The following is a 20,727-nucleotide window of genomic DNA, read 5'->3' as shown; positions in this document are numbered from 1 at the left end:
CACCTTATTTCACTCTTTTCGGTAAAGCTGAACCTGAATGCTCAATTGTCGGATGAACATGAACAGTAATTTCAGCGTTACTAAAGTAATTTTCACCTTGATCCCAATTCTTACTTATTTTTTTCCACTCTTTATAATTATGCCGTTTATATACTTCTCCTAATTCCAATACATCTACCTTATATTTTTTTTGAACAAGCTTAATCGATTTTTGAATACGCTTCTCCATTTCCTTCGAAATATCCCTCTTCAAGCGCTTTTCATTCATAACTTGTTTATGATCACTAAAGTGCAACTCAGCCAATGTACCTTCCAGAGATAAATGAATATCAAACTTCGGTTTTGTAGCATTTGTCGTAGACACTTTAATCTTTCGATGCACCTTATGAATTTCATATGTAATAAGCTGGTCTTTTTTACGGATAGTAAAAAACCCTCCAATTTTTTTACCTATTATATAATTCATTCCTACTGTTTGTTCTCCACTCAAACTGCCTACACACTTATTATCCTTCCCACGAAACAGTGCTGCCCCATTCATTTGTACCCCTTGTTTTGTTAGTTCGAGAATAGGTAATACGAAGCTTTGGTTAGAAATCATCTTTTCCTGTACTTCACCAATTCTTGCAGCTTCAATCATTTGAGCATTTTTCGGAGGGTGTTCAGCTAACATATCAATATACTGCGCCGGTAAGTTCTCAGGCTTGGCACTCTGCTTTAAAATAGCTTCTGCATTTTTCTCAGAAACGAACAAACGAATATTTCTTCTCATCTCATGATCGCGAATATATACATCTAACGTATTTTGTAAAATATACGGATTCGCTAGTAAATCTTTAGAAAAAATTATCACTTGTATATGCGGAAAGAATAATGAACGACTAATTTTTTTGGCGATAATTCGTATTTGCTCAAAGACACTATCTGCTTTCGCACTAACATTAATATAATTTTCACCATCTCCATCACCTTGTCCACCTTGTTGGGACAATTTACTGGGGAGTACCATCTGATACGTACCTTTCATAATTGGATTTGCTTTCTTTACCTTTACAATATCGTAAGCTGCGCCTACTACAAATCCTCTTTCTTCTATTTCTTCTAACTCAGAGCACCCACTTATAGATCCAGCTAAAACCATAACCATTATTATTTTAAGAAGGCGTTTCATTTCTACCATTCCTTCTTTTTATTTTATATACAATAAAAACTAACAAAGGCGCTAACACGACAAACCCCATATCTATCCAAGCTAAATAAGTCCCATAACTTGACAATTCTTTCGAATTACTAGGTATCATATTCACCATAAAAATAATCGGGGCACTTACAAAAATAAAAATATGTTTCTTCACTTTTGGAAACATAGCACAAAATAATAAAGATGCGACGTCATAATACATTGCTGTAGTGTTATAAATAGTAATAATCCAAGTAGTAAAAAAAATCGCATCAAATCTTTCTAAAAAACCTCCACCAATTTCAATTTCTTTCCCTAATTCAATTGTTGGATATGTCAATCCACGTGTTGTCATATACGTAAAAACACTAATACAAGTTACATAAATTAAAATGTATGACAACACGTTTACGATCACCGCTTTTGCAACTGCCATTGGCGCTTTTTTCGCTGTCTTATCATTCAACAACACAGCATAAAACAGAGCTACCTCAAATCCGATGAATGTAAAAATAGAATTTTTAACTCCTACAGCATACTGACTGACATTCGTTTGAAAAGCCGGTAGTAAATTATTTATTTCCATTAAATTCACATTCAATAAAGAAAGCAACACTATCGCAATTAAAACAATTGGTAAGAATAGAACATTTAACCTTAATAAAGCCGCTCTCGATCCTGCTACTCCATAAATAACAACTAATAAGAAGAAAAAAGACAATAGCTGTATTGGTGTATCACTAAATAAATATGTTTGTGAAATAACCGCAATCATTCGCGATTCATATGCTGTCAAAGCTGCAAACGTTAATACTAAAATGCTACTAATTGTGTATGCAACAGGTTTCGTCAAATGTGCACTCGTATATTGAACAAAGTTTTGTTTTGGGAATAAAATAGCTACCCTCGTTACAAACCAACCTAAAACCGCACATATCAATCCACCCAAAAGTAAAATAATCCAACCGTCCGAAAATAAAGTTTGATCAGCAATATCTCTCGGCATAGACAATGCCCCTATACCAATAATGGTTGACGATACCGCAAACCCAATTTCCCGAGATCCAATTTCCTCATCCCCATATTCAAATGGTTTCAATTACTCTCGCTCCTTTGGATTTAATGTAGAGTCTTTCGTTTGTAAATATTCCGGTCGCTCTTTCAACATCGATTTTGGCATACGAATAAGTTCTTCTTTCCAATCTTTATAAAATGCAGGAGCAATAGGCGTTGTATACGGAACACCAACACTCTTTAAATTTGTAATATGGATTGCAAGTGCAATAAGAGCTAAAATGATTCCGTATAACCCAAAAGCAGTTGCAGCTAACACGAAGACGAAAAGTAAAATTCGAAATGTAATCGTAATGCTATATACAGGAAGTGAAAATGTAGCAATTGCGGTAACCGCAATAATAATTACTAAAAACGGATTTACAATCCCCGCATTTACTGCCGCTTCTCCAATTACAAGACCGCCTACGATGCCAATTGTTTGTCCCATCGGTTTCGGAAGCCTAATCCCGGCTTCTCGTATTAATTCCATCGTTAATGCCATCATTAACGTTTCTATATAAGCAGGAAACGGTACCCCTTCTCTCGCTCCCGCAATGGAATAAGCTAGTTTAGATGGAATAAGCCCTTGATGATACGATACAAGCGCTACGTACATGGCAGGTAATAAAACAGCAGCAATACCTGATCCCATACGTAACATTCTTAATAACGTTCCAATTATCCAACGCTCATAATGATCTTCTACAGATTGAAAAATATCAACAAATACTAGTGGAGCTATAAGAGCAAATGGTGATCCATCTACTAAAATGGCCGCTTTCCCTTTCGCCAATGCAGCCACTATATTATCTGGTCTTTCTGTATTTAAAAACTGCGGAAACGGCGATAAATTATTATCTTGAATTAATTGCTCAATCGTTCCTGTCTCAAAAATGACATCTGTCACTATTGATTGAAGACGCCGATCTAGCTCGTTTACGATGTAAGGGTTAATAATATCCTCTATATATACTAGGGTTACTTCTTTCTGCGATCGCTTCCCCATAATATAAGATTGAAACCGTAACTTCGGATCACGTAAACCACGGCGAATTAACATTTTATTCACATTAATATCTTCATTTAACCCAACCCTCGGTCCACGAATTAAATCTTCTGTCACTGGCGGTTCTAGACTTCTTTTCTCCCAAGCCCTACTGTTAACAACAATAGCCGTTTGAATATTATCAATTAATATGACTGTATCTCCTGCTAAAACCGCATTTATAATGTCCGAAAACGTTGTCTTCATACCGACTTCTGCAATCGAAATAAAACGATCCAATAGTGTCTGAACAATAGCTACTTCATTTGGTATTTCTTCGTATTGAAGTGTACGAACTACATATTTATAAACATTATCCTTATCTGTTAATCCACATAAAAAAACAACCGCACAACGTGTAAAACTACCAGCAAGAGCAACTTCTCTAATTGTTAAATCATTAGGTGAACCTAACTCATCTCTAATTTCCTTCATAACTTCAAACAAGTTACCTTTTAGCTCTAACAATTTCCCCACCTAACTTCCTTTTCAACAAGTTTTTAGTTAGATTCCGCTAATAGAAGAAAATATATACAAAAAAGAGCTATCTCTTTTCGAAGATAGCTCTAACATACGAATTACTTTTCTACTATTATATTGTCGGTCTTTACAGATACATTTCTTGTGAATCCACTAACTACAAACATCACAATAATGTTAACTAACAACGCGACTATACCTACATTCAAATCTTTCATATACTGCGGGACACCCGGGAACATCGTAGCTATAGTAGAACCAGATAAGGTGATATATGCGACAATTAACAACCCAATTCCCATCCCCGCAATCGCACCTTGTTTCGTAATAATTTGACGAGGAAACAAACTACATACAAGCGCAGGGAAAAGTTGAGTAACTATACTGTACCCCATTAAAAGAAGAGCACCTATCGTTTCTCCTCCTTTAAATGTAAACAATACTGCAACAAACGTTACGACAGGTACAAATAACTTAGCTGCTTTTGCAACTTGTCTATCTGAAGCAGATGGCACCATCGTTCGGTAAATATTTTTTGCTAGCAATGTCGAAGCAGCCATAACAAGCATAGAACCTGGAACTAATGCCGTTAACACTCCCGCACCACCAATAATACCAATAAACCATGGATCAAACGTTTGAAGAGCAAGACGGAATAACGAAAGATCTACATCCGCTCCCTTTAACCCTGGAACTTGCAGGATAGCAGCAAAACCTGCAAAGAACACAAAAAGCAAAACTAAAGAATAGAGAGGCATAATTGCTGCATTTTTCCTAAATACTTTTTCACTTTTCGCTGAGAAAGCTGAGGCAAATGTATGAGGCCACATATAAAAACCGAGAGCCGTTAATATAATAGTAGAAACAAACCAAGAAATACTCATTCCCTTTTCAGGTAAAGATAAAAAACCTGGTTTTGCAGCTTCTACAGCTTCAAACATCGGTTGAAATCCTCCATAATAGTGATACGGTAAATATATACCTAAAAACATAACGATAAATAGTATCATAATGTCCTTCAAAGCAGCTGTCCAAGCCGATCCATGTATACCTGAAACCATTACATAAATAGTTATAACAATAGCACCAATCCATACCGCAATAACAGGTGTCACTCTTCCATAGGAAGCTTCCGAAACGATAATTCCTAATCCCTTTAATTGCAAAACAAGATACGGGATAATCGAAATAACACCAATAATTGAAACAATTACCCCAAGCGTCTTACTCCTGTATTTCTTCGCAAAGAAATCTGATTGTGAAATGAGGTTATGTTCTTTTGCATACTTCCAAATTGGAGGCAATAAGAAATACGATAAAATATAAGCTAATGCACCATATCCTAAAATATAAAAAGTAGGAGCTCCTTTACTATACGCCCAGCCACTTCCTCCTAAAAATGTGAATGTCGTATAAATTTCGCCTGCCATAAGGAGAAAAACGAAAATAGTTCCAAATCCTCTTCCTCCAACTGACCATTGTTCTAAATTCATATCTTTTCCATGTTGTGCCCGAATTCCTAAAAATAGTGCGAGAAACAAAAATATAATAATGATAAATAATGCAGTCATTTTACGTCCCCCTTATTAGCAGGATCGAATACGTACACAAGACCCATACAAAGAGACGTAATGAGCACTGATAATAGTACCCAAAATAATAAAAATGGCATCCCCCATACGTAAGGAGTGACCGAATTTGCAAATACTGGTCCAACTACTAAACAAAGAACTGGAATAAGTGCTAGCACGTGTATTTTTTTCATCTCATTCTCCTTTACTTATAAAATTCATAATGGATGATACAAAGACTTCCACTCCAATTGGTAATGCGTCTTCGTCAATTGTAAAACGAGGGTGATGATGCGGATATATAATTCCCTTCTCTTCATTTCCTGCCCCTATAAAAAAGAACGTCCCTGGTGCCTTTTGTAAAAATGCTGAAAAATCTTCCCCTGCCATCGTTGGCTGTAAACGAACAACTCTTTCTCTTCCATACAGCTGTAATGCTGTATGTTCAATAAGCTCTGTAACTTCATAATCGTTCACAACTGGGCGATATCCATATTCATAAGAAAATGTATACTTAGCACCGTAAGATTCTGTAATATGTTTTACAATCCTTTCAAGCTTCTTCTTTGTTTCTTCTCTTAATTCATGCCTTAAACTTCTCACTGTCCCTTCAATCTCCGCTTGTTCCGGGATAACATTATGAGTTGTCCCAGAATGAAATTGCGTAACAGATACTACGAGAGAATCTAACGGATTCGTGAGGCGAGATACAATTTGCTGAATTTGCGAAACTACTTGCGCACCAATGGCGATACTATCAACTGTTTCATGCGGAATTCCAGCATGCCCACCTTTTCCCTCTATCGTAATTTTAAAAACGTCCGGCGCCGCCATCGCAGGACCATAAATTACACCTACTTTTCCAACCTCTAATGACGCCCAAAGATGAGCACCAATAATGTAATCCACACCTGTCATCACTCCCGCTGCGACCATTTCCTCTGCACCGCCCGGAAAGTTTTCTTCTGCATGTTGAAATAAAAAGCGAATCTCTCCTTTAACTTTCTCTCTTTCCTCTACCAACTTATGTACTACACCAAGCAATATTGCCATGTGACCATCGTGACCACACGCATGCATCACACCTGGATATATAGAAATAAAATCAAACTTATTTTCTTCATGAATAGGAAGAGCATCCATATCAGCACGAACCGCGATAGTTTTACCAGGCTGCCTACCAATTAACCTTGCCATTACACTATATTTAGTAGGCCTTGAGACTTCTAAATACGGGATTTCCCGAAGTATGTCGAATACAAATTGAGATGTTTTTTCCTCTTGAAAAGATAACTCTGGATACTTATGAAAATGCCTTCTCCACTCAATCAACTGATTCTTTGATAAAACAAGTTCCTTTGCGACATCCATTTCTCTTCTCCCCTTCTTTACCAAGTTAAATGTTATTATAGCGTGAATCGTTAACTTCCGAAAGAATTTTCAGAATTTTCTATAATTAATATTCAAAAAGAAAAAGCCATCTCAAGATGACTTTTCATTTTATAAAATAGTAATTGCTTGTTTCCCCATTTGCTCCCATGCCTTTTCAAATTCAGCACGAGGAACAGCTTTTCGTGGATTGTTTGCAAGAGGATCATTTACGTATACAAAGTTTTGATCATATCCAATTACTACAACACTATGCTCATAATATGTAATTTTCACTTCACCTGAACTCGTATTCCATGTTTCAAAACTACTTTCGGCTAATGGTTTAAACGTTGTATTAATAATTACCCATACTGGAGAACCAGAACTAATTACTTTATATAGATCTTGCACGTCTCTACCTGTTAAATTAATTACTTTTTCAGGAACATACTTTTCTGCTAAATTAAAAATCGGTTGATTATATACACCGTATCCCGGCTCAGCTTTCGTGTAAATATTTCCAACGAATCCCTCATACGGATTTCCATGCAAACCATCTTGTTTAAATGGAACGCGATGAATTTCACTAGCAAGTTGCATCTTATCTACTTGTACACCTTTATGTTGTAGTAGCATAGTTAAACTTGTCACTTCACAACCTCTAGGTAATTCAGGTAACTGTCTAATAAACGGAACCTCTGTAATCATTGCACTTTCTTTCATCTCAGAGAACAGGTCTAACCGAAATTCTTGTGCCTTTTTCATAATTTTATCTTTCTCGAAAAAGAACACGACAGCAAATATAATACCGAAAATAAAAATATATTTTAACTTTTTCATCATAAACCAAACTCCATTATATCAATTATTTTAAAGGCACAACTCCTATCATTGTACCTTTCTTCTTACTAGTTTGCTAGAAAGATTCTGTGAATTATTATTCACAAATAATTTTTAAAATTCCGATTGTTTGAAATAGAAAGAAAGAATTATAATTTTTCAGAATTTTTAACTAAAAAACAAAATTATTAACCTAGTGAAAGAATCACGTTTCCTTCACTAGGTTAATAAACATTCTAAGGTATTTAGTCATAGTTAGTTTTTCCTTTACATACTCAGTTCACAACAAAATAAACCAAGTATGTTTTTCACCCCCACTAATGATTAAAAGCACCGAATAAAATCTAGTTAAAACATACAAAAAAATATGGGGGGAGGGACATATGAATCAACAAGTAGAACAAGCAGAATTAAAATACCACACACCACTTTATCCAATAGTTCCAATCGTAGCTTTCTCACTCAATTTCCTTACATTTGTTAGTTTAGCTTTCATTCCAGATCAGAGAATTGCTCTTTATTGCTGGGTTCCATTTATGATCATTTGTTACATTTTATACCGAGTTAAAGTTTCGGAAAGTTGTCACATTTGAGCAAAAAAGAAATATAACCTAGGTAACAAACTTAATATATTAAAAATTCAGTATTTTTCCTTATGATAAGATAATTTTTTTCTATTTATTGGGTATGTTGGTATAACTTTATTTATCTTAAAATTCCCACAATCACGTTTTTATCTGGAAAATAGTTTACAATGTTATCAAGTTACAAATGATATTCACCTTAAAAAGTGTGCATTTGTGTCTATTTTTTAACAATATGACGAAAACTATTGCCTTCTATAAATTAATAGGTTTATATTGTTTTATTGGCATAGTTTCAATCCAAGGAGAAAGGAGATTTTCAATCGTGCAACTAAAGAAAACGTTTTGGAAGTTGGCTTCGCTTCTTCCGTTATCATTACTTCTGTTCCTCGGTGGCTGTGATAAAAAACTCGCAGTATTAAATCCGCAAGGACCTGTTGCAAAGGCACAGTATGATTTAATTGTTTGGTCATTCTTGCTTATGTCATTAATTATCGCAATTGTATTCATCTTGTTTACAGTCATCTTGATTCGTTATCGTGAAAAACCAGAGAATATGGACTATGAGCCACCTGATCAACATGGTAACACATTATTAGAAATCATTTGGACGGTTATTCCTGTTATTATCGTTATCGCATTATCGATTCCAACAGTTAAGGCAACTTATGCTTCGGAAGAGGTTCCGCAAGAGTCCAAACATATTAAACCAGTTGAAATTTATGTTACATCTGCGAACTGGAAATGGTTATTTAGTTACCCGGAGGAAAAAATTGAAACCGTTAACTATTTAAACATCCCAGCTGGTGTACCAATTCAATTTAAGCTGACTTCTGTCGGTCCAATGAATGCTTTCTGGGTACCAGAACTTGGTGGTATGAAGTATACAATGGATGGCATGATCATGGACTTATATTTACAAGCTGACAAGCCAGGTTCTTACCTAGGTCGTAGTTCGAACTTCTCTGGTGAAGGATTCACTCACATGGAGTTTGAAGTTGAAGCAAAAACTAAAGAGAAATATGATAAGTGGGTAAAAGAAGTACAAGAAACTGCCCCTAAATTATCAGAAAAGAAATACAACGAAATTATTAAACCTGGTGTAGTGGGGCGTATGACGTTCTCTAGTCACCACTTAAGTTATGTAGATCCAAAATCACTTGAATATTGTGATTACAACTACTACAAAAACAAAAAATAATAGCTATTATTCCAACAGATTGGAGTGAACACAGTGAAGCTTGATGAATTTTTTGTCACAGGTGACCCGATTATTTACGGAGCTGACGCTTCTATCGTTCTTGTGACATTAGCGATTCTTTTCGTACTAACAAAGTACAAAAAATGGAGATGGCTTTGGGATGAATGGTTGACAACTGTTGACCATAAAAAAATAGGGACCATGTATATTATCTCTGCCGTTATAATGTTATTCCGTGGTGGTATGGATGGTTTAATGATCCGTGCACAGTTAACATTCCCAGAAACAACCTATTTAAACGCTGAACACTATAACGGAATCTTTACAACACATGGTACAGTAATGATTCTTTTCATGGCAATGCCATTCGTTATGGGATTAATGAACCTTGTAGTACCATTACAAATTGGTGCTCGTGACGTTGCATATCCGTTCTTAAATGCTTTAAGTTTCTGGTTATTCTTTGTCGGAGCAATGTTATTCAACATCGCTTTCGTAATTGGTGGTTCTCCAGACGCTGGGTGGACTTCTTACTTCCCAATGGCAGGTACAGAGTTTACTTCTGGTGTAGGAAATAACTACTACGCAATTGCATTACAGATTTCAGGTCTCGGTACGTTAATGACAGGTATTAACTTCCTAGTTACTATTTTAAAAATGCGTACACCTGGCATGAAATTAATGAGAATGCCAATGTTTACTTGGTCAATCTTAATTACAACAATTATCATTATTTTCGCTTTCCCAGTATTAACAGTTGCTCTTGCATTAATGACATTTGACCGTCTATTCGATGCTCACTTCTTTACGATGGCGAGCGGCGGTATGCCGATGTTATGGGCCAACCTATTCTGGGTATGGGGTCACCCTGAAGTATATATCGTTATTTTACCGGCATTCGGTATTTTCTCTGAAATCATTAGTACATTCTCACGTAAACGTCTATTCGGTTACAGTGCGATGGTGTACTCGATGGTTGCAATTTCTTTACTAAGTTTCGTCGTATGGCTTCATCACTTCTTCACGATGGGTGCAGGTCCAGCGGTTAACTCATTCTTCTCGATTTCGACAATGGCGATTTCGATTCCAACCGGTGTTAAGATCTTTAACTGGTTGTTTACACTGTATAAAGGACGTATTCGTTTTACAGTTCCAATGCTTTGGTCATTGGCATTTATTCCAAACTTCGTAGTTGGTGGAGTTACAGGGGTTATGCTTGGAATGGCAGCAGCTGATTATCAATACCATAACAGCTACTTCCTAATTGCTCACTTCCACTATGTATTAATCGCAGGTACAGTATTCGCTATGCTTGCTGGATTCACATACTGGTATCCAAAAATGACAGGTCATATGTTAAATGAACGCCTAGGTAAATGGACATTTTGGATCTTTATGAGCGGATTTAACATCTGTTTCTTCCCAATGTACTTCTTAGGTTTAGACGGTATGACTCGTCGTATGTACACTTACTCTGAAAGTCTTGGATGGGGCTGGCTAAACCAAATCGCATCTGTTGGTGCTGTAATGATGGCTATTGGCTTCCTAATCCTTTGCTATAACGTAATTTGGAGTGCACGTCACGGTGAGCGTGACACAACTGGAGATCCATGGGACGGCCGTACACTTGAATGGGCAACTCAATCTCCTGTACAACATTACAACTTCGCGAAACTTCCTGAAATTAAAGAAGCTGATGCTTTCTGGTTCATGAAAAAACGTGGAGAAACAGTTACACCAGCTGCAGAAGAAATAAAACCAATTCACATGCCAAGTAACTCTGGCGTGCCTATTATTGCGTCTTTATTCTTCGGTCTTGCAGGTTTCGCATTAGTATTTAGCTGGTTCTGGATTGCAGCAATCGGCGGAGTTGGTATTTTAGGTTGCTTAATCTATCGTTCATTCGATTATGATGATGGCTACTACGTAAGCGTTGATGAAATTAAAGAAACAGAACATATAGCATGAGAGGTGAAATGACATGGCGGCTTTAGATAAAAGCTTACCTTTGGAATATCAATCCGAGCAAAGCAGGTTGAACATCCTAGGATTCTGGATTTTTCTTGGGGCTGAAATTATGCTGTTCGCAACACTTTTCGCCTCTTATCTAGTCCTTGCTGGTCGTACGGCAGATGGCCCAACACCAGCGCAACTGTTTGAACTTAAAACGCTTTTAATTCAAACACTACTACTTTTAACAAGTAGTTTCACATGTGGTATCGCAATTCATGAAATGCGTAAACACAATCAAAAAGGAATGTTAGCTTGGTTTATCCTGACTTTACTTTTAGGTGCAGGCTTCCTATTCTTTGAAATTGAAGAATTCATTTTGTACGTTGGTGAAGGTGCAACGATTCAAACAAGTGCTTTCTTATCGGCATTCTTCGTTCTTCTTGGAACGCATGGTGCCCACGTAACAGGTGGTATCATCTGGGCAACTTGTGTTATTATCCAAATTTTAAAACGAGGTTTAACACCAGTTACAGCTCGTAAAGTATTTATTATCAGCTTATACTGGCATTTCCTTGATCTTGTTTGGGTCTTTATTTACACACTAGTTTACTTGAACGGGATGGTGGCGTAAATGGGTCAAAATAACAACCAAGCAAACGGGCATGGGCATAGCGGATTCCCATGGTCACACGTTTTCGGATTTATTTTATCGCTTGCACTAACGTTTCTAGCTTTATACGTGGCACTTTATACAACCCTGCCACTTTCAACGATATTAACAACTATTATCATAATGGCTGTTGCGCAAGCTTTATTACAATTAATTATGTTCATGCATTTAAAAGAAGGAGAAGGTAGAATTCAAATTCTTACAATGATATACAGTTTCTTCGTTGCAGCTGCAACAGTTGGTCTTACTGTATGGATCTTCTTCTCAATGTAATTTACATGAAAAGACTGCTGGGATTCCTCAGCAGTCTTTTTTTATCCCCTATTAACGAGCAGTAAGACCCCCACTGATTAAAGTTTCACTTTATCCCCTCCCCTATTACATCCACATTACGGAATTAACAACAAAATCATAAAAAATATACTTATTATGACGAATGTTAAGAAAACTCTTTCTTTATGAAATCGAAACCATATCCGTTGCTTTTCTTCCTATTATATGGCTAAATAGTTACTATATTTATTTGAAGGGAGAGAACGCAATGGAACATCATTCTTCTGTTCTATCACTTATGGTTGTCGTCGCAATCGCGTTTTTCGTTCCCCTTTTGTTACAGCGCTTTAAATTAAACGCACTTCCTGTCGTTGTTGCAGAAATTATCGCAGGAATCTTTGTAGGTAAAAGTGGATTTAACATCATTGAGCCAGACATGTGGCTTCAAGTCTTATCAACACTAGGGTTTATCTTCCTAATGTTTTTAAGTGGTTTAGAAATTGACTTTTCTATCTTTAAACAAAAAGGGAAAAAGAATACGACAAACGAACCGAACACATTCCAAGCAGCAAGCATTATCTTCTTGTTTATTTTCATTTTATCTTATGCCCTATCATTACTATTCGTATGGCTAGGATTCGTAGACAATGCAATGTTCATGACTTTAATTATTTCAACTATTTCTTTAGGTGTTGTCGTACCAACATTGAAAGAAAATAACTTAGGAAAAACCGCAATCGGGCAAATCATTTTATTAGTCGCTGTTATTGCAGACTTAGTTACAATGATTTTACTCGCTGTATTCGTCGGATTAAATTCCGAAAGTGGCCAAAGCATGTGGCTTCTACTTCTTCTATTCGGTGCTGGTATTGTAATTTACTTTGTCGCAAGACGTTTTAAAAATATTCCATACCTAGAAAGCTTAAAAGCCGGTAGTGTACAAATTGATACACGAGCTGTTTTTGCACTCATCTTAATATTAGTTGGATTATCTGAATCTGTTGGGGCAGAAAATATTTTGGGAGCCTTTTTAGCAGGTGTACTCGTATCTTTATTATCACCAAATGAAGATATGGTTGAAAAACTTGATTCCATCGGATATGGCTTCTTCATTCCTATTTTCTTCGTAATGGTTGGTGTAAATCTAGAAGTATGGTCTATTTTTAAAGAGCCTTCTAGTATGCTAATGATCCCAATTCTAATTGTGGGACTCTTTATTTCAAAACTGTTGCCATCACTCGTCTTACGAAAATGGTACCCACGCAATATCGTACTCGGAAGTGCTATTTTGTTAACATCAACACTTTCTTTAGTTATTGCGGCTGCACAAATCGGTGAAAAGCTAGGCATCATTAGCCCAAGTTTATCAGCATCTCTTATTTTAAGTGCAGTTATTACTTGTATTTTTGCACCTATATTATTTAAAAAGATGTTTCCAAAAGTGGAAACACCAAAACCGAAAGTATCTATTATTGGTGCAAGCAGAATTACCCTTCCGTTATCACTTGATTTAAAACGTGAAGATTATGACGTAACACTATATATGATACGTCAAAATAAAATAAATGATGAGGAAGCGAAATCTCATGACTTCCCTATTGTAAAATTAGATGAGATTACTATTCAATCTTTAATGGAGCAACAAGCTTTCGAAGCAGACCGTGTTGTTGTTGCGACAAGTGATGATGAACAAAACTTATTATTAGCAGAACACGCAAAAGAATTAGGTGTTGAACACGTCATCGCAAGTGTAGAAGATCCCCTTCTACAAGAAAAAGCGACTCAAGAACATATCGCTGTATTCTCGACTATTAACTCTACACGTATTTTATTACGTGCACTTATTGATAAACCGAGTCTCGTTCGCTTGATTACAACAGCAAATGAAACGGTGCGTGAGGTTGAACTACGAAGTAATAAATATAACGGCTTAGCACTTCGTCGCCTTCCGTTTCTAGGTGATGTACTTGTCATTCAAATTTACCGTGGTAATAAAGCATTAATACCACATGGTGATACGAAGTTACAGCATGGCGATACTTTACTTGTAACGGGTTCAAAAGAACATATTGATACAATGAAAAACATATTAGAATAGAAAATGCCCCTCACATAAATGAGGGGCATTTTTTCAATTTCATATGGTAAAATGTTACTATCACATATTATGGGGATGAATCACATTATGTCTATTGTAACTTTAGCTCTCTTATTATTAGCAGAAGTACTCGTCGCCATTATTCTCATCGGTATTAGCATTGAAATTTGTAGTTATGGATGGAAAAAATCGAATGGAATTAAGTACTTTTGTCTCTTAATCTCACTCCTTCTCGGAACCGCTAGCATACTAGGACTTCTCGTTGCACCCGCATATTTCTTCTTACAACTTATAGAAAAAGGCTTATAAGAAAGGATGATATTATGATTACAGTGAAACATATTGATGCATCTGAAACATACTTATTACGTCAAAAGGTTTTGCGTCCCAATCAATCATTAGAAGATTGTAAATACGATTCAGATTACGAAACAGACGCCTTTCATTTAGGTGCATTTTTATATGATGAACTTGTTAGTATCGCCTCTTTCTCTAAAGAAATACATCCTGATTTACAAGCTGGTACCCACTATCGTCTACGGGGAATGGCAACATTACCTAATTTCCAAAACCAGCATGCTGGCAGCTCCTTAATCCGTAAAGCTGAACAAGTCCTCCAAGAACGCGAAGCAAATATTCTATGGTGTAATGCCCGAATTACCGTAGCGGATTATTACAAACGATTAGGCTTCTATGAGCATGGTGAAATCTTCGAGATTAATCCAATAGGACTACATAAAGTAATGTATAAAGAAATATAAGAAAAGCTTTCTGCATATTGCAGAAAGCTTTTCTTATATTTCTTTTTCACTTTTATTTTTTTCATATATATGTATATAAACAAACTAGGAATTAAAAAGCAAACAAACATAATAAGTCCTGTTATACTAATTTCCTTTATCGAAATACCTGGTGTTAAAATGATACAAATAGCTAACAGTCCAATAACAATCCCTACTGGAATTAATACTAGTTTCATGAAATAACTACGCGATACTCCACCTGTATGCTCATATACCTCTACAGAATGTTTTAAATTTAAGAAGTTAATAACTACTATTCCGCCAATAAATATCATTAATAGATGAGAGACACTTTCATATCCGGCTCCTTGCACGACGTAACGATAAAAGACAATCCCTAATATCATAACGTTTTGCAGGATAAACGCCATTCTAATATGTTTTAACCCTTCAACCATTAAGCGCTCATCTTTCACGATTTTCATTAGATCACTCCTTTTCCTCCCAAAATAAATCATTCAATGTTTTATCTACCGCATAACAAATTTTCAAACATAAATCTAAAGACGGGTTGTATTTCCCCTTCTCAATTAAACTAATCGTTTGCCTTGTAACGCCTACTTTTTCTGCTAATTGTTGCTGTGTTAAATCTAACTGAACACGCGCGACTTTTATTTTACTTACAGCCATTCATGTTCCTCCTCTATCTTTATAGTAACATATATATTCCATTAAGTAATTTATATTTTACGTAACTGATTAATTTTCACCTTACCCCGAATTAACGGGTAGTAAAACTCCACCTCAAAATTCGGCTGGAGCAAAAAAGTTAGGTAGGAGATTAACTGCCCCTAAACGCCCGATTGGTGAAGGCTAATAATCAATAGGGATGAACAAAACCCCCACTGATTATAGTTTCACTTTATTATACACAAAAAAAGGGCCTCTCATAAGAAGCCCTCTTTCTATATCTATATTATAAGAATAAATGACATCCAAATAAAATTGTAAATAAGTATAGTAACGGATGCACTTCCATCCCTTTTCCCTTCACAATCTTTAAGATTGGATACACTAAAAATCCGATTGCAATTCCATTCGCAATACTAGACGTTAACGGAATACCTACGAAAATTAAAAATGCTGGTAATGCATCTTCAAATTCATCCCAATTAATATCACGAATGCTTTGTGCCATTAAGCTACCTACTATAATTAATGAAGGAGCTGTAATAGCTGCTACACTTGATAAAGAAGCAATAACAGGGCTAAAGAATGCCGTTATAACCGTTAAACAAACAACTACAATACCTGTCAATCCAGTTTTACCACCTGCAGCAATTCCAGCTGACGATTCAATTGTCGCTGCTGTCGGGCTTGTCCCAAAGATAGAACCTGTAGTCCCGCCAATTGCATCCGCAATGAACGCCTTGCCAAAACGCTTTTCAGTGTTATCTGTATTTAAACCTGCTTGTTTAATTAAACCAAGTAAAGCACCTGTTGTATCAAATAAAAGTACAAGTAAGAATGAAAAAATAACTCCATATAACCCATATTGAATTACATCAGAAAATGCATTGATAGGGTTTGAAATAATGATGCCTTCTGGCAAATGTGGCATTGCGACAATGTTATTTTCAAACTTTAATTGCCCTGTAAAGAAAGCAATAACCCCTGTCACAATCATACTAATAAACAATGCACCACTAACGCGTAATACCATTAATACCGCCGCTAACACTAAACCAACTATTGTTAAAATAACAGCCGGTGAATGAAAGTCTCCGATTGTAACTAAGTTAGATGGATGATCAACGATAATACCCGAGAGCCGCAATCCGATAAAAGCAATAAATAATCCGATTCCACCCGCAATTGCCTGTTTTAAACTGTCAGGAATTGCGACAATTAGCTTTTGCCTAAACGAAGTGAAAGATAATAAAAGAAAAATAATACCTGTTACAAATACTGCTGAAAACGCAATGACATATGTAATCCCCTCTGCCTGTTGAACAACAGAATAAGCAAAATATGCATTCATTCCCATAGCTGGAGCAATAACAATTGGATAGTTAGCTAAAAACGCCATACATAGCGTTCCAACAACTGTCGCAATAATAGTTGCCGTAAAAGCTTGATCAAATGGTACACCTGCATCAGATAATATTTTCGGATTGATGACAAGAATATACGCAAATGTAAAAAAAGTTGTGATGCCCGCTAAAAGCTCTTGCTTCACAGAAGTGTTATATTTTTGTAATTGAAACATGGCTATGTACCCTTCCTACACCTGAATTATTATCATACATTCTTTTCTTACTAGTATGTGAGAAAATATAATACTTAATCTTAACAATCAATAAAAAGAAGAGTCAATATGTTCTCTAATAGTGAGAATTTTAAGTTTAAGTCTGACCAGTTCAGATGTAGTACAGTTCATTTTGATTATTTTTGTAGCATAACAGATAGAAATGTTTTATAATTTGAAATAGTTAAATATTTAGGTAGCTCATTCTACAAGGGGGATTCTTCTTATGCAGCACACAAACAAATCTGGAACTTTAAATCGAGGTTTAAAAGAACGACATATTACTTTAATGTCACTCGGTTCGGCTATTGGCGTTGGGCTATTTTTAGGATCTGCTTCTGCTATTAAACTAGCTGGTCCTTCCATCTTACTAGGTTATATGATCGCTGGACTCGTTATTTTTTTCATTATGCGAGCGCTCGGAGAAATGGCAATTGAACAACCGGTTGCCGGTTCTTTTAGTAAATATGCTAATGATTATATCGGCCCACTTGCTGGCTATATTACTGGTTGGAACTACTGGTTTTTATGGGTTGTTACTTGTATGGCGGAAATTACAGCAGCTGGAATTTACATGCAGTACTGGTTCCCAGATATCCCGCGCTGGACTTGGGCACTACTCGCTCTATTATTAATGAGCGCTTTCAACTTCTTATCAGTAAAAGTATTTGGAGAACTTGAGTTTTGGTTTGCTCTCATTAAAATTGTCACAATTATCTGTATGATAGTGATTGGCTTTGGTATTATTCTATTCGGATTTGGAAATGGAGGCGTTGCAACTGGTATTTCAAATCTTTGGGAACATGGGGGCTGGTTCCCAAATGGCTTCTCTGGATTATTGCTTTCCTTACAAATGGTATTATTCGCTTATTTAGGCGTTGAACTAATTGGTGTTACAGCTGGTGAAGCTCAAAACCCGAAGAAAACACTCGCAAAAGCTATCGATAACGTATTTTGGAGAATCCTAATCTTTTACGTTGGGGCATTATTCGTTATGATGGCAATTTATCCATGGAACGAACTTGGCGAGAAAGGAAGTCCATTCGTATTAACATTCCAACAAATCGGCATTGCAAAAGCAGCAGGTATTATTAACTTTGTTGTATTAACAGCTGCACTTTCTTCTTGTAACGGTGGTTTATTTAGTACAGGGCGTATGCTATTTACTTTGGCCCAACAAAAGAAAGCTCCTGAAAGATTCGGTCGTTTAAATAAAAACGGTATTCCGAGTCAAGGAATTGTAGCAACGGCTATCGTTTTACTTGTTGGTGTTATATTAAACTACCTTGTGCCTGCAAAAGTATTTACATGGTTAACTAGTATTTCAACTTTCGGGGCAATTTGGACTTGGGGTATTATATTAGTCGCTCAAATTAAATTCCGTAAAGGATTATCAACTGAGAAAAAAGACAAGCTCACGTATAAAATGCCTTTACATCCAGTAAGCTCTTACTTCTCACTTGGCTTCCTTGCACTTGTACTATGTATAATGGCGTATTCAGAAGATACACGAATTGCATTAATCGTTGGCCCAATTTGGCTTATTGGCTTAGCTATCGTGTATTACATGAAAGGATTTCATAAGATTGATGAAACACCTAATTCAAAGATTAGTTAAACAAGCTATCCCTTCCTTATTAATTGGAAGGGATTTTTTATTGTCTATATAAATATTTCTCAACAAAATTCACGGTATTTTTACAATTTTTTAATATTTTTTACGTTTTCTGTCTTTATTTTTTCAGAAAAATAAATTACATTATTAAAGCACATATATTTATTATTAGGGGGATTCTTCTATGAAGAATAAAAAATGGATTACATTTTCTTTAGCAACAGCAATTACACTTAGTATGGGGAGTTCGTTCATACCGTCTACTTATGCCGAAAGCTCTGTAGACCCAGCTCCTGAAATTGCTGCAAAGGTTGTAAATCAAAACAATGGGAAAAAAGTATTATTCGATAATACGCACGGTCAAACTGCCGGCACGGCTGATTGGGTTATTGATGGCGGTTTTTCTGATTTCGGAAACGGCATTGCCCAAAACGGATATCATGTAAAAGAACTTCGTAAATCAGCATCTATTACATACGAAGATTTAAAAAACTACAATGTGTTTATCGTTCCAGAAGCTAATATTCCTTACAAAAAATCTGAACAAGACGCAATGTTACAATACGTGAAAAATGGCGGCAGTATTTTCTTCATTGCCGATCATTATAATGCAGATCGTAATAAAAACCGCTGGGACTCCTCAGAAGTGTTCAATGGATATAGACGGGGGGCATGGGATAATCCAGCAAAGGGAATGTCTAATGAAGAAACAACTTCACAAGCTATGCAAGGAGTAGAAAGCTCTGATTGGCTATCCGATAATTTCGGTATTCGCTTCCGTTACAATGCACTTGGTGATGTTTCAGCTAAAAATATTGTCTCACCTGCGCAATCATTCGGAATTACAACTGGCGTTTCATCTGTAGCCATGCATGCCGGCTCTACCCTTGCGATTACAAATCCAAAACTAGCGAAAGGCCTTGTATATCTTCCAGAAAATCCATCAAAATGGAATAACGCTGTTGATAGCGGCGTTTATAACGGTGGTGGCGTTGCAGAGGGGCCTTATGCTGCTATTTCGAAAGTTGGTCTTGGAAAAGCTGCCTTTATTGGTGATTCTTCTCCTGTTGAAGATGCCTCGCCAAAATATGTTCGCGAAGACTCAGGTCAAACAAAGAAAACTTATGATGGTTATAAAGAAGAAAACGATGCTGTTCTATTAGAAAACATCGTGAATTGGTTAGCGAAACAAGAAACATTTACAAGCTTAGATCAAGTGAGTGGTTTACAGCTTGATGCACCTACAGCTCTACAAACATTTGAACAACCAAGTTTATCAACAGAACCACAACCAGAACCTTGGAGCGCACCAAGTCAAGGTTACCAGTGGTTCAATACAAATACTTTCAAACCAGGTTCATACGGCTATAACGGTGCCGTGACAACGAGTGATTACGTAATTACGCACCCTAGCATTCTACCAAACAATGAAGTGTTCCAAATGAAGATTCAAGTAAATAACTTATTACCAAATACAACGTACAATAATTATTCATTAGGTATTTTCACAACTGGCGGAACACAAGTAGCAAAAGTTCAAAATACAAATGGTACTTGGCCATCTTCTTTCGGATATAGCAGTACATTCTCTTTCATAACAAATAGCCAAGGATCTGCTGAAAAAATTGTGAACGTACAACTTGATCCAAATACAACTGGACAAGCAACACTTCGCCTAAGACAAAACACAACAGCTAAATATAATGAGGCTGTAACGATTGGTAAGAAGTAAAGTAAAA

The 20,727-nt window shown here is 36.2% G+C and carries 18 protein-coding genes and 2 pseudogenes; 10 read left to right on the top strand and 10 right to left on the bottom strand.

Annotated elements, in window-relative coordinates:
* Positions 1-4: 4 nt before the first annotated feature.
* From JFU23_RS19225 to JFU23_RS19195, 7 genes are all read right to left on the bottom strand, one after another.
* Positions 5-1,171 (bottom strand): Ger(x)C family spore germination protein, encoded by a 1,167-nt coding sequence (locus tag JFU23_RS19225; protein ID WP_085309167.1) that lies wholly within the window; start codon positions 1,169-1,171, stop codon positions 5-7.
* A complete protein-coding gene (gene gerLB, locus JFU23_RS19220) occupies positions 1,155-2,279 on the bottom strand; it encodes a spore germination protein GerLB (protein WP_098168783.1) in 1,125 nt (374 codons plus the stop codon). The genes JFU23_RS19225 and gerLB overlap by 17 nt, the downstream gene beginning before the upstream one ends.
* A complete protein-coding gene (gerLA, locus tag JFU23_RS19215; RefSeq protein WP_201032491.1) occupies positions 2,280-3,758 on the bottom strand; it encodes a spore germination protein GerLA in 1,479 nt (492 codons plus the stop codon).
* A 101-nt stretch (positions 3,759-3,859) separates the two neighbouring features.
* Positions 3,860-5,332 carry a sodium:solute symporter family protein gene (locus JFU23_RS19210; RefSeq protein ID WP_201032490.1) on the bottom strand — a complete coding sequence of 491 codons (1,473 nt, stop codon included), beginning with the start codon at positions 5,330-5,332 and terminating at the stop codon, positions 3,860-3,862.
* On the bottom strand, positions 5,329-5,526 hold the full coding sequence (locus tag JFU23_RS19205; RefSeq protein ID WP_002029838.1) for a DUF3311 domain-containing protein: 198 nt from the start codon (positions 5,524-5,526) through the stop codon (positions 5,329-5,331). Before JFU23_RS19205 ends, JFU23_RS19210 begins: the two co-directional genes overlap by 4 nt.
* A gap of 1 nt (position 5,527) precedes the next feature.
* A complete protein-coding gene (locus tag JFU23_RS19200) occupies positions 5,528-6,703 on the bottom strand; it encodes an amidohydrolase (protein ID WP_002167120.1) in 1,176 nt (391 codons plus the stop codon).
* A 129-nt stretch (positions 6,704-6,832) separates the two neighbouring features.
* Entirely contained in the window at positions 6,833-7,543 is a 711-nt protein-coding gene (locus JFU23_RS19195) for a C39 family peptidase (protein WP_033708611.1), read from the bottom strand.
* A gap of 407 nt (positions 7,544-7,950) precedes the next feature.
* Here JFU23_RS19195 and JFU23_RS19190 point away from each other — a divergent pair.
* The 8 genes and pseudogenes from JFU23_RS19190 to JFU23_RS19155 form a co-directional block, all read left to right on the top strand.
* A pseudogene (locus JFU23_RS19190) lies at positions 7,951-8,158 on the top strand (amino acid permease); the annotation flags it as partial.
* Between the two features lie 294 nt (positions 8,159-8,452).
* Complete coding sequence (locus JFU23_RS19185) at positions 8,453-9,328, top strand: cytochrome aa3 quinol oxidase subunit II (protein WP_201032488.1); 876 nt, start codon at positions 8,453-8,455, stop codon at positions 9,326-9,328.
* Positions 9,329-9,361: 33 nt separating this feature from the next.
* Entirely contained in the window at positions 9,362-11,296 is a 1,935-nt protein-coding gene (gene qoxB, locus JFU23_RS19180) for a cytochrome aa3 quinol oxidase subunit I (RefSeq protein WP_201032487.1), read from the top strand.
* A gap of 13 nt (positions 11,297-11,309) precedes the next feature.
* Positions 11,310-11,912, top strand: coding sequence for a cytochrome aa3 quinol oxidase subunit III (gene qoxC, locus JFU23_RS19175; RefSeq protein WP_000729310.1), 603 nt, complete (start codon positions 11,310-11,312; stop codon positions 11,910-11,912).
* A complete protein-coding gene (gene qoxD / locus JFU23_RS19170; RefSeq protein ID WP_002063824.1) occupies positions 11,913-12,224 on the top strand; it encodes a cytochrome aa3 quinol oxidase subunit IV in 312 nt (103 codons plus the stop codon). It begins immediately after the preceding gene.
* Between the two features lie 268 nt (positions 12,225-12,492).
* The gene (locus JFU23_RS19165; protein WP_201032486.1) at positions 12,493-14,322 is read left to right on the top strand and encodes a monovalent cation:proton antiporter family protein; all 1,830 of its coding nucleotides are present in this window, start codon (positions 12,493-12,495) and stop codon (positions 14,320-14,322) included.
* Between the two features lie 18 nt (positions 14,323-14,340).
* Positions 14,341-14,631, top strand: coding sequence for a DUF4022 family protein (locus JFU23_RS19160; protein ID WP_201032485.1), 291 nt, complete (start codon positions 14,341-14,343; stop codon positions 14,629-14,631).
* A 14-nt stretch (positions 14,632-14,645) separates the two neighbouring features.
* Entirely contained in the window at positions 14,646-15,083 is a 438-nt protein-coding gene (locus JFU23_RS19155) for a GNAT family N-acetyltransferase (RefSeq protein WP_201032484.1), read from the top strand.
* A gap of 50 nt (positions 15,084-15,133) precedes the next feature.
* On the opposite strand, the pseudogene JFU23_RS19150 reads toward JFU23_RS19155, so the two are convergent.
* From JFU23_RS19150 to JFU23_RS19140, 3 genes and pseudogenes are all read right to left on the bottom strand, one after another.
* Positions 15,134-15,550 (bottom strand): annotated as a pseudogene (locus JFU23_RS19150) (hypothetical protein); the annotation flags it as partial.
* A gap of 4 nt (positions 15,551-15,554) precedes the next feature.
* On the bottom strand, positions 15,555-15,755 hold the full coding sequence (locus tag JFU23_RS19145; protein ID WP_000301182.1) for a helix-turn-helix transcriptional regulator: 201 nt from the start codon (positions 15,753-15,755) through the stop codon (positions 15,555-15,557).
* A 286-nt stretch (positions 15,756-16,041) separates the two neighbouring features.
* Complete coding sequence (locus JFU23_RS19140) at positions 16,042-17,334, bottom strand: NCS2 family permease (RefSeq protein WP_201032483.1); 1,293 nt, start codon at positions 17,332-17,334, stop codon at positions 16,042-16,044.
* A gap of 265 nt (positions 17,335-17,599) precedes the next feature.
* On the opposite strand from JFU23_RS19140, the gene JFU23_RS19135 reads away from it, so the two are divergent.
* Positions 17,600-18,991: an amino acid permease gene (locus tag JFU23_RS19135; protein WP_201032482.1), complete on the top strand. Its 1,392-nt coding sequence runs from the start codon at positions 17,600-17,602 to the stop codon at positions 18,989-18,991.
* Positions 18,992-19,172: 181 nt separating this feature from the next.
* A complete protein-coding gene (locus JFU23_RS19130) occupies positions 19,173-20,720 on the top strand; it encodes a DNA-binding protein (protein WP_201032481.1) in 1,548 nt (515 codons plus the stop codon).
* Positions 20,721-20,727: the final 7 nt, after the last annotated feature.

Source organism: Bacillus sp. TH50, from assembly GCF_016650565.1.
Classification (GTDB): domain Bacteria; phylum Bacillota; class Bacilli; order Bacillales; family Bacillaceae_G; genus Bacillus_A; species Bacillus_A mycoides.
Note: the sequence above shows the minus strand (reverse complement) of the source record. Positions and strands in the feature narration are given on the sequence as shown.